This is a genomic window from Rubritalea sp., from assembly GCF_039830215.1.
Taxonomy (GTDB): Bacteria; Verrucomicrobiota; Verrucomicrobiia; order Verrucomicrobiales; family Akkermansiaceae; genus Rubritalea.
Genome location: NZ_JBDOPO010000075.1, coordinates 1 through 3506, shown reverse-complemented (window position 1 = coordinate 3506; position 3506 = coordinate 1). Strand labels below are relative to the sequence as shown.

At 48.4% G+C, this 3506-nt stretch carries 3 protein-coding genes; all 3 read left to right on the top strand.

Translation table 11 applies throughout. The features are described 5' to 3' along the window. A partial coding sequence (locus ABGY95_RS02375) for a DUF4381 family protein (RefSeq protein WP_347440081.1) occupies nt 1–610 on the top strand: 610 nt, incomplete at its 5' end. Nucleotides 611–746: 136 nt separating this feature from the next. Further along, the gene (locus ABGY95_RS02370) at nt 747–1613 is read left to right on the top strand and encodes a VWA domain-containing protein (protein ID WP_347440080.1); all 867 of its coding nucleotides are present in this window, start codon (nt 747–749) and stop codon (nt 1611–1613) included. Nucleotides 1614–1618: 5 nt separating this feature from the next. Next, the coding region (locus ABGY95_RS02365; RefSeq protein WP_347440079.1) for a VWA domain-containing protein at nt 1619–3506 on the top strand (1888 nt) is incomplete at its 3' end.

Genomic DNA, 3506 nt, shown 5'->3' with positions numbered 1-3506 from the left:
TAGACCACATAGACGCAGCTACAGATGGCGACTACCTCCCCTTGCTCCATCAACTTTTCAAAAAACGCTCAAGCAGACACGCTTAGAAACAATGCCTAAGATACACGACATTATTGAAGTTACTGACCACTCGTCCCTCTTTTTATGGTGGCAATGGGCACTAGTAGCAGTCGGAGCCTTTATGTTTTTGTATCTTTTGAGTTTTTTTTTGAAGCGAAAAAAAAGGACCCCAAGACTCCCATCTCACTCAAACCTAGAGCTAGCGCTGCAGCAACTGGCAACGCTCGAAACTTCGAAAACTGACAGTAACCGGCTAGCTGTTCACCTTTCTCTGATTGTCAGGCAATTCATCCAACGTGTATTTGACGACACTGCATTATTTGAAACCGATGAAGAATTTCACGCACGCTCGACTGCGTTAGATAAATTCACCCCAGAGGCAACGGAACGACTCAAGAACTATCTAACAGCGGTAGCCAATCACAAATACGCGCCAAACCCCAACCATCCAGCTGCACTAGAGTCACTCATTGAAAAGGCTGAATTACTCTTACGCAGCCTCGACTCTATCGAGTCATTAGCCCCTAAAACAAGCTCTCCAGCGAACTAAGCTCATCGACACTCATCTCACAGGATATCTATTGGCGCAGCCTTGGTGGTTACTCCTCCTCTTGGCGCTTATTCCGCTTGCCCTGCTAAAAAACAGAGCTGGCTCGCGGAGCAGTATCGTTTTTTCATCACTCTCATTGCTAGGATCATTGGGAGCACGCCAGCGCGATATAGCTGGGCGCATATCATTAGCCTTTCTTTCGCTCTTCATCATTTTCTCAGCTATCAGCTTAGCGCGTCCGCAAAAACAAAATAGTCACACAGATCGCAAAGCCAGCGGGATTGATATCATCATAAGTATGGACGTCTCGTTCTCGATGGAAATTGCCGATTTCCGATACGATGAACGGATAGTCCCGCGGGACCTCATTTCACGTGAAGTAGTCAAGGAGTTCATCAAACAACGGCCAAACGATCGCATCGGCCTCATCCCCTTTGCTGGGCAACCTTACCAAGAATCTCCGATAACTTTGGAACATGATTGGCTTCTGAGTAAGATCGATAAGGTTCGCCCTAATAGAGACCTATCACAAGGCACAGCTATTGGTTCAGCTATCTCGGCGTCAGCAATTCGTTTGGATAAACGAAAGGACACAAAGTCACGCATCATCATCCTACTCACAGACGGTTCAAATAACTCAGGTAAACTCTCACCTATCCAAGCTGCCGAAGCAGCCAAAACGCTCGGCATCAAAGTCTATACCGTTGCCATTGGCACAGAAGGAGGCCGTCTCAATGGCCAACGTAACGCAGCACAAGAATTCGATACAGGCACGCTCGAGGACATCGCTAGAATCACCAATGGTGAATACTACCGCGCTAAGTCCACCAATGATTTAGTAAAAGCTTTCACCAGCATCGACACATTAGAGAAAACTGAACGCACGCAGAAGGTAGTGACCACTTACCAAGACTTCCACCACTACTTTACCTTTGCTGCAGCCTTCTGCCTGTTAGGCCACTTACTCATTCTTTGTTTCCACAAACCAGCAGGACCTGAATAGTCACCATGCACTTCCTCACTCCAGAATGGCTTTACGCCCTTGTACTGATCCCCTTGCTCGCCATTCTAGCGATTTTGGCAAGACGCTCACAAACACGAGCGTGGAAGTCTCTCATAGCTCCTCGTCTGGCAGGAAAACTGATAAATAAAGCGCCATCAGTGCGTCACTGGATAGCGCTTAGCCTGGCCCTGCTCTCCTTTGCCTGCATCATCATAGCACTTGCTAGACCTTACCAAGGTGAACACACAACCCATGAGAAAATACAAAGTCGTAATATCCTAGTTGCCATAGACACATCTAAGTCGATGCTATGCGAGGACGTCTCCAGTAACCGACTCACCGCAGCCAAATCGCTTTCACTTCAGATGCTCGAACGTTTTCCAACAGACCGGATTGGTGTACTCATATTCGCAGGAAGCTGCAATGTCATAGCACCTCTAACTGTGGACCACATCGCAGTCCAAGACACTATTTCGCAACTAGACACAAACTCCATACCTGTGGGTGGCTCTAATTTAGCAGACGCCGTTGCCTTAGGGGTAGAGACATTGAAAACCACAGGCAAACGAGCCAATGCGCTCGTTATTTTCAGCGATGGAGAAGAACACGACAGCGGGATCGAAGAAGCTATTGAAAAAGCAAATGAAGCTGGAGTCCAGATCATCACTATCGGCGTAGGCACACCTTCTGGAGGAATCATCCCATCTGGCAAGGAAAGCGATGGCAAGCACCGCAATACCAAAGGCGAAGTAGTCCACACCAAGCTACACGAGTCCCTACTACAGGAACTAGCGAAGAAGACCAATGGAGCGTATACTTCAGTCAACAACCGACCTGATGCAGTGATCACCTCAGCAATCAACAAAATGGAGAGCTTCGAACAGGAAGGACGCGCCCAGATCATTCCACACGAACGCTACTATTGGTTTGTCATTCCTGCAGTAGGCTTCGCCTTGAGCTCGGCATTCGTCCGAGCTAGGTGGAGGAAGGGTCAGAGCGCAGCCCTCATGCTTACTTCAGGCTTCCTCACACTGAGTCCATCTCGAGTAGAAGCACAAGGCTCTTGGTTAGAGCAACAGAAGCACAACTTATTCACCAGCCCAGCTGATGAAAAACGTGGCTATGAAGCTCTAAAGCAGAAAAAGTACACGGATGCTATTGAGGCATTCAAAAGTGCCCGCAAACACACAAGCGGTGAAAAGCACGCTCAGTTATCCTCAGCTCTCGGCCAGGCCTTCTACCGCAGTGGCGACTACAAAGCTGCATCAAAGGCCTTTAGTGATGCTATGCTCTCTGACCAAAAATCGACTCAGACCGAAGCTGAATACAACCTAGGAAATTCTCTCTATCAAGAGCAATGGGACGCATTCGGTGACATGGGTGAGAGCACCCTCAAAGAGTACCTCACGAAACGCTTAGAAGCCTCTGAAGATGAAGAAAAAATCACTCGCGAGGACCTCGATGATTATGAAAAAGCTTTCAACAATGCTCTAGAGAAATTCCAAGCCAGTCAGCAACCTAACAGCAAGCAGAACGCTAAGGCCTGCAAAGAAGTCGTCAAAACCATCCAAGAGATCCGTAAAGAACTACAACAACAGCAAAAAAAGGAAGAGGAAGATCAAAAGAAGGGCGGCGACCAAGGCAAAGAAGGTGACCAGAAGAAGGACGGCGACCAAGGCAAACAAGGTGACCAGAAGAAGGACGGCGACCAAGGCAAACAAGGTGACCAGAAGAAGGACGGCGACCAAGGCAAAGAAGGTGACCAGAAGAAGGACGGCGACCAAGGCAAAGAAGGTGACCAGAAGAAGGACGGTGACCAAGGCAAACAAGGTGACCAGAAGAAGGACGGTGACCAAGGCAAAGATGGTGACCAGAAAAAGGATGGCGACCAAG